This window comes from Streptomyces corynorhini (assembly GCF_003346515.1).
Lineage (GTDB): Bacteria > Actinomycetota > Actinomycetes > Streptomycetales > Streptomycetaceae > Streptomyces > Streptomyces corynorhini.
The window spans coordinates 1-6922 of sequence record NZ_QQNA01000412.1; the positions used below are offsets into that span (position 1 = coordinate 1).

Genomic DNA, 6922 nt, shown 5'->3' on the forward strand with positions numbered 1-6922 from the left:
GGCCGGCGGGCGGGGCCGCCGGTCGGGCCGCGGGGGGCGTCAGGACGCGGGGACGGTCACGGCCGCCCAGCCGGCCGTCATGAGCCGGGCGTCGCTGTCGCGGCGCGCCCAGATCTCCAGGTCGACGCGGAGGCCGCCGTCGACCGGGGTGACGTCGGTGACGACGCCGGTCGACGTGAACGGCTCGAACACCTCCAGCGGGGCGAGGAACTTGACGCGCATCCATCCGGAGGTGAGGAAGGAAGGGCCCGAGCGGAGGGTGAGCAGCTGGGCCAGTACGCCGAACTGCTGCTGCCCCTGCACGATCGGCACGGGCAGGCCGCCCGCGCGGGCGGCGCCGATGTCGTTGTGGATGTTGCGCACGTACTCGCCGACGCGGCTGAACACGGCGGCCTGCTCGGCGGTGACCGACTTGCCCAGGGGCGCGAGCACGTCACCGGGGCGCACGTCCGGGCCCAGTGTGCCGACGACCCGCGCGTTCTCGGGCACCTCGCCGGTCACCCGGCGTTCGGGGGTCGCCGATCCACGTCCGCCGATGTCGCCGGGCACGGTCTTGAGGATCTCGACGCCGCGATGGCGCACGATGCTGCGCCCGTCCTCCCCCGTGGCCCCGGCCTCCATGACGACGTAGCCCTGGCCTCGGCGCCGGTACGCCTCGGTGTAGGTGCCGCTGAGCGTGACGACCTCGTCCAGCACGGCCGGGCTGTCGAACCACATCTGCTCCTCGGTGTGGTAGCCGACGACCTGGCTGGCCGCGTACACGAGGGTGAACAACTGCACGAGGTCGTTGCCCAGCAGGGCCGCGTGCCCGATCCGCCGGCCGCCGAACGGGCTTCCGGTGAGGTGCCAGGGCGCGTGGTCGTCGTGGGCGAAGGCGTACCGCTTGATCTTGTGGTCGTCGATCACGACCCGTACGGTGCCGAGTTCCTCGGGGATGGCGAGGTTCTCGAACTCGGGCTCCTTCAGGCCCGCTTCGAGGTCGCCTGTGGTGCCGGCGCGGCGCGGATCGGTCAGGTCCCGCCAGGGGCGGGCGGACTGGTCGGTCATCGGGACTCCTCGGGGTCTTCCCCCACGCGTGTCATGTCGGTCTTGTTGGTCTCGGGGGCCAGGAGCGCGCACACCATGCCGATGAGCAGGGCGATGACCGTGATGAGGGCGATCGGCCAGGGATCCCCGTCGGTCGCCGCCAGCAGGGCGGTCGAGGCGAGCGGCCACAGTCCGATGAAGACGCTGGGGATCTGGGCAGAGAGGGACAGGCCCGTGTAGCGGACCTTCGTGCTGAACAGCTCGGAGAAGAAGGCGGGTTCCACGCCGTAGAGGGCGCCCACTCCGATCGCGTACGCCACCACGTAGATCACGTAGGTCAGCACCAGCGCGTCGGCGTCGAGGATCCAGAAGAACGGGAAGGTGACGACGATGCCGACGAGTGAGCCGATGACGAAGACCGCGCGTCGGCCGATCCGGTCGGACAGCTTCCCGAAGAAGTAGTAGGTGTAGATGGCGAACGCGGCGGCCACACTGCCCGCGATCAGGACGTGGGTGCGGGGGACGTCGGTGTAGTTCTCGGCGAACGTCAGACCGATGGTGAGGATGATGTAGCCGAAGACCGCCTCGCCCAGGCGCATGCCCATGGCGAGGAGCAGCGGTCGCTTGAACCGCTTGAACAGCTCGGCGATGGGCATGCGCTCCTTGCCCTGTTCCTCGGTGGACTGCTGTTCCAGCTTTTCCTGGGCGGCCTGGAAGGTGGGCGTCTCCGTGAGCTTGAACCGGATGAACAGGCCGACCGCGATGAGTACGGCGCTGAGCAGGAACGGCACGCGCCAGCCCCAGCTGAGCAGTTGGTCGTCCGGCAGCATCGACACCGCGGCGAAGACGCTCGTGGACAGCACGAGCCCGATCGCGTTGCCGATCTGGGGGAAGCTGCCGTAGGCGCCTCGTTTGTGCGCCGGGGCGTACTCGACGGCGACCAGTGAGGCGCCGCCCCACTCGCCCCCCACACCGAAGCCCTGGACGAGCCGCAGCAGGACGAGCAGGATCGGGGCCCATATCCCGATCTGGCTGGTGGTGGGCAGGAGCCCGATGAGGAAGGTGGAGGCGCCCATCATGATGAGCGTCGTGACGAGAGCGGCCTTGCGGCCGAACTTGTCGCCGAAGTGGCCGAAGACGACCCCGCCGACGGGGCGGGCGAAGAAACCGACGCCGAAGACGGCGAACGCCGACAGGGTGCCGATGATCGGGTCCTCCTCGTTGGGGAAGAACAGCTTCCCGAAGACGAGGGCCGAGGCGGTGCCGAAGATGAAGTAGTCGTACCACTCGACCGCGGTGCCGACGAGGCTGGCCACGGCGGCGCGTTTGGCGAGTGTGGTCCGCTCCTGCTCGGCGGCGGAAGGGGTGATGGCTGATGGCGCCATGGATGACTCCGTTGTCGATCGCATTGACGGGGGCGGCTCGGCCCTGTCCGACAGATCCCGCCTGGCTCGCGGTGTCCGGTACGCACGCGCGCCGCGTGGTCGGAGTCATCCGAGTACGTCCCGTACCCGGGTGATCCTCCGCCTCGCGAGAGCGCTCGGCGTCCGGACGACGCATCCACAGCGCCGAGGCGGAGCGAGTGCGACGCACCGGACGGCGCTATGTGTCGGACAGGGCCTGGGACCGGTGGGGCGGCGGGGCCGGTGGGACTGGTGAGGACTGTGGACCTTGTGGGGATTGTGGGACCTGTGGGGACTGTGGGGTGTTTCGGGTCTGCTCAGATCAGGCGTACGGGACGGTCTTGGGCATCCTCGACGCGGGCCGAGGCCCAGCCGAGCGCGGTACGGGTCCCGTCGGCCTTGTCGACCCATACCTCCAGGTCGAGGCGGTCGCCGGAGGCGCCCACGACGGCACCGCCGGTGGTGAGTTCGTCACCGACGAAGGCGGGTGAGACGAACCGGAGATCCAGCTCCCCGGAGGTGAAGAACGACGTGCCGAACACGTCGACCAGGTTGGCGATGATGAACCCGGTCTGCTGCTGCGCCTGGACGATGGTGCGGTCGAGCCCGGACGACCGGGCCTTCCCCACGTCCGTGTGGACGTTGGCGTAGCCCTGCCCGGCCCAGGAGAACACCGACATCTGGTCCTGGGTGAAGACCGTCGTACGCGCAGGCAGCGCGGCGCGCGCGGGAGCGTCGAGGCGGGCCCGGTCGAGGACCGGTACCGCGGGGTCGACGGTGCCGAGGACCGTACGTGGCCGCGCGTCACCCGCCGTGCGGTGGCGGCCGGTGACCTCGCCGGCCACGGTCCGCATGATCTCCTTGCCGACGTGCCGCACCAGCAGCCGTCCGTCGTCGCCGCGCGCCTCGGCCTCCAGGACGACGTAGCCCTGTCCGCGGCGCTCGTACTTCTCGGTGTAGCCGCCCTCGACCGTCACCGTCTCGCCGACCTTGACCGGCGCGTGGAAGGTGAGGTGTTCGTGGGTGTGCAGCCCTTGGGCGGTGTTGCCGTCGTAGTTCTCGTAGAAGAGGAACAACAGGTCGTTGGCGAGGACGAGGGGATGGCCCACGGGGCCCCCGAATGGGGAGTCCTCGAAGTACCAGGACCCGAAATCGTCCTCGCTGTAGGCGTAGTCGAGGACCTTGCGCCGGTCCACGGTCACACGGACCGGGCCCATCGGCTCCGGGGTCTCGACCAGCTCGTAGCGAGCTTCCTTCAGGTGTGACGTCTGCGGCTCCATCGTCACCTCCGGGTAAGGGCCCGAGTGGGCCAAATTCGTCTAGACGACTAGCCCTTAGGCTAGATCTGGCCAATCGGTCGTGTCAATAAGCCGGTCGCGGCTGAATTGAGTTCCTCCGCGCCGCCCCGTCGAAGCGGCCGATCCACCGTCGGCCGTGCGCCCGCTTCCGCGCAGGTCCGGGCAGGTACGGGCGGGTCCGGCCGGGTCCGGGGCGGGACGCGCCGACCGCGCGCCGGGCGGAATGAAGGCCACGGCAGCGGCGTTGTGGCTGGTCGGAACGGGCCCGTCCGGGGCCCGCGCGGAGGCGGAGGCATGGGCGTGCACGGTGAGTACAAGGTCCCCGGCGGCAAGCTCGTCGTGGTCGACCTGGACGTGACGGACGGCGCGCTGCGCGGGGTGCGGGTGGCCGGGGACTTCTTCCTGGAGCCCGACGACGCGATCGGGGCGATCGACCGGGCCCTGGAGGGCGCCCCCGCCGACACGGACGCCGCCGGGCTGACCGCGCGGATCGAGGCGGCCCTGCCCGCGGGGACCGTGATGTACGGGCTGAGCGCCGAGGGCGTGGCCGTCGCCGTGCGGCGGGCGCTCGCGGGGGCCACCGAGTGGAGCGACTACGACTGGCAGCTGATCCACGACGCGCCGCAGTCCCCGGCCCTCCACATGGCGCTGGACGAGGTCATCACGGCCGAGGTCGCCGCCGGGGTACGCCCGCCGACGCTGCGGGTCTGGGAGTGGGACGCGCCCGCCGTGATCATCGGCAGTTTCCAGTCACTGCGCAACGAGGTCGACCCGGCGGGCGCCGAGCGGCACGGGGTGACGGTGGTGCGCCGGGTCTCCGGGGGCGGCGCGATGTTCGTCGAACCCGGCAACACCATCACGTACTCCCTCTCCGTGCCGCAGTCCCTCGTCTCCGGCCTGTCCTTCGCGGACAGTTACGCGTATCTGGACGACTGGGTGCTGACCGCCCTCGGGGACATGGGCATCACCGCCTGGTACCAGCCGCTCAACGACATCGCCACGGAGCACGGCAAGATCGCGGGCGCCGCCCAGAAGCGCGTGGTGGACGGCCGGGGCGCGGTGCTGCACCACGTGACGATGGCGTACGACATCGACGCGGAGAAGATGCTCGACGTGCTGCGCATCGGCCGGGAGAAGCTGTCCGACAAGGGCACCCGCAGCGCGAAGAAGCGGGTGGATCCGCTGCGTCGGCAGACCGGGCTGGCGCGGGCGGCCGTCATCGAGCGGATGATCGACTCCTTCCGGGGCCGGTACGGTCTGACGACGGGCAAGGTCACCGACGCGGAACTGGCGCGCGCCGAGGAGCTGGTCGCGGCGAAGTTCGGAACGGCTGCGTGGACGGCACGGGTCCCCTGATCCGACCGGAGGCGATCCGCCCGGCGGCCACCCGCCCGGCCCCCGGGGCCGGAGGCGACCCGGCAGGACCTCAGCGGGCGGCGGGCAGGTCGACCGGGTAGTCCGCGCCGGTGTCGGCGGAGGAGGAGACGGCCTGCCACGCGGTGGCCTCGGCGATCTGGTCGCGGGAGTGGTCGAGGGCCATGCGCACCGCGCCGCCGCCCAGGAGCAGATGCGTGGGCGGATCGCCTGCTTTGACGACGCGGACGAGGATCTCCGCCGCCCGGTCGGGGTCGCCCGGGGCGGCGTCGCCGCCGCGCAGGACGTCCGCTATGGCGCCCACCGTGGCGCGGTACGCGGCGGGGACGTCGTCGACCTCCATCGAGGCCCCGGCCCAGTCGGTGGCGAACCCGCCCGGCTCGACGACCAGATAGCGGATGCCCAGCGGCGCGGTCTCGGCGGCGAGGACGCGGGTGAGGCCGTCGACGGCGAACTTGGCCGCCTGGTAGGAGCCGAGCCCCGGGGTCCGCCCGACGCGCCCGCCGGTGGAGGAGAACTGGATCACCGTGCCCGCGCCCTGCTCCCGGAGCAGCGGCAGCGCGGCTCTGGAGACGTGGTAGACGCCCCAGAAGTTGGTGTCGAACTGGCGGCGGAAGTCCGCCTCTTCTGCGGTCTCGACCGGTGCGAGGTTGGCGTAGCCGGCGTTGTTGACGACGACGTCGACCCGGCCGAACGTCCGCCGCGCGGCGGCGAAGGCGCTCTCGGCCGCGGCGGCGTCGGTGACGTCGAGTGCCACCGGGAGGACGCGCTCCCCGTACCTCGCGACGAGGTCGTCCAGCCGCTCGGGCCTGCGGGCGGTCGCGACGACCCGGTCGCCGGCCGCCAGGGCGGCGGTGGCCAGGGAGCGGCCGAAGCCGCGCGAGGAACCCGTGATGAACCATGTCTGCCGGTGCGCGTCCATAGCCCTAGTGCAACACTGTTGCGCTATTAACGCAACACCGTTGCATTGTTAATGCAACGTGGTTTCTCTATGCAACATGGTTTCTATATGATCGGCCGGTGACCGCATCCGACTTCCAGCGCGCCCGCACCCCCGAGGCCAAGCTCGCTCGCGAGCACGCGATCCTCGCGGCGGCGCGGCGCCTCGCCACGGCCCACGGGGTACGGGAGGTGACCGTGACCGCCATCGCCGACGAGGTCGGCATGCACAAGTCCGCGATGCTGCGCTACTTCGAGACGCGTGAGGACATCTTTCTGCGCCTGTCCGCGCACGCCTGGGAGGAGTGGGCGGCCGGGGTCTGCGACGACCTCGGCGCGGTGTCGCCCCGCACGGCCGCGACCGGGCCCGAGTGGGAGCGGGCGGTCCGCTCGATCGCCGGGGTGCTGGCCGGATCGCTGGTGGCCCGCCCGCTCTTCTGCGACCTGCTCGCGCACACCCCGCTGAACCTGGAGCGCAACGTCTCCCGGGACACGGTCCGGGCGTTCAAGGTGCGCGCCGTCGCGGCGGTGGCGCGCGTCGCGGCCCTGCTCCGCACGCTCACCCCGCTCGACGCGGAAGGGGCGCGCGGTGTGGTGGTGACCGCGACCTCGATGGCCGGGGCGCTGTGGCAGATGGCCGCGCCGGGTACGGAGCTGCGCGCCTTCTACGAGTCCGATCCGGAGCTGTCCCGCTCCGTCGTCGAGGTCGAACCCCGCCTGACCGACATCCTCGTCGCCCTGCTCACCGGCTACGCGGCCGGGCGGGCCCACTCGACGTGAGGCATCCGCGAGGCGGGCCCACGAGCGGTGCGTTCCCGCGCGGAGGAGGCTCCGGGGCACTGCGCGAGCGCCTTCACTGGAGGCGCTCGCGCAGTGCCCCGG

6 protein-coding genes are annotated in these 6922 nt (G+C 71.4%); 2 read left to right on the plus strand and 4 right to left on the minus strand.

Annotated features, from left to right (window positions below):
- Positions 1-39: 39 nt before the first annotated feature.
- The 3 genes from DVH02_RS33665 to DVH02_RS33675 all read right to left on the minus strand — a co-directional run bounded on the left by DVH02_RS33665 (position 40) and on the right by DVH02_RS33675 (position 3709).
- A complete protein-coding gene (locus DVH02_RS33665) occupies positions 40-1047 on the minus strand; it encodes a hotdog family protein (protein ID WP_114627627.1) in 1008 nt (335 codons plus the stop codon).
- The gene (locus DVH02_RS33670; protein ID WP_114627628.1) at positions 1044-2411 is read right to left on the minus strand and encodes an MFS transporter; all 1368 of its coding nucleotides are present in this window, start codon (positions 2409-2411) and stop codon (positions 1044-1046) included. The genes DVH02_RS33665 and DVH02_RS33670 overlap by 4 nt, the downstream gene beginning before the upstream one ends.
- Before the next feature lie 335 nt (positions 2412-2746).
- A complete protein-coding gene (locus tag DVH02_RS33675; RefSeq protein ID WP_114627629.1) occupies positions 2747-3709 on the minus strand; it encodes a MaoC family dehydratase in 963 nt (320 codons plus the stop codon).
- 318 nt (positions 3710-4027) lie between these two features.
- Between DVH02_RS33675 and DVH02_RS33680 the strand changes: the two genes are divergently transcribed.
- Positions 4028-5083 (plus strand): lipoate--protein ligase family protein, encoded by a 1056-nt coding sequence (locus DVH02_RS33680; RefSeq protein ID WP_114627632.1) that lies wholly within the window; start codon positions 4028-4030, stop codon positions 5081-5083.
- Positions 5084-5153: 70 nt separating this feature from the next.
- On the opposite strand, the gene DVH02_RS33685 is transcribed toward DVH02_RS33680, so the two are convergent.
- Positions 5154-6023, minus strand: coding sequence for an SDR family NAD(P)-dependent oxidoreductase (locus DVH02_RS33685; RefSeq protein ID WP_114627630.1), 870 nt, complete (start codon positions 6021-6023; stop codon positions 5154-5156).
- A 98-nt stretch (positions 6024-6121) separates the two neighbouring features.
- On the opposite strand from DVH02_RS33685, the gene DVH02_RS33690 reads away from it, so the two are divergent.
- Positions 6122-6820 carry a TetR family transcriptional regulator gene (locus tag DVH02_RS33690; protein WP_114627631.1) on the plus strand — a complete coding sequence of 233 codons (699 nt, stop codon included), beginning with the start codon at positions 6122-6124 and terminating at the stop codon, positions 6818-6820.
- Positions 6821-6922: the final 102 nt, after the last annotated feature.

What these genes read in the sequence shown, in the direction of transcription:
- DVH02_RS33665 (WP_114627627.1), bottom strand. Translation starts at nt 1,047, where the DNA reads ATGACCGACCAGTCCGCCCGCCCCTGGCGGGACCTGACCGATCCGCGC.
- DVH02_RS33670 (WP_114627628.1), bottom strand. Translation starts at nt 2,411, where the DNA reads ATGGCGCCATCAGCCATCACCCCTTCCGCCGCCGAGCAGGAGCGGACC.
- DVH02_RS33675 (WP_114627629.1), bottom strand. Translation starts at nt 3,709, where the DNA reads ATGGAGCCGCAGACGTCACACCTGAAGGAAGCTCGCTACGAGCTGGTC.
- DVH02_RS33685 (WP_114627630.1), bottom strand. Translation starts at nt 6,023, where the DNA reads ATGGACGCGCACCGGCAGACATGGTTCATCACGGGTTCCTCGCGCGGC.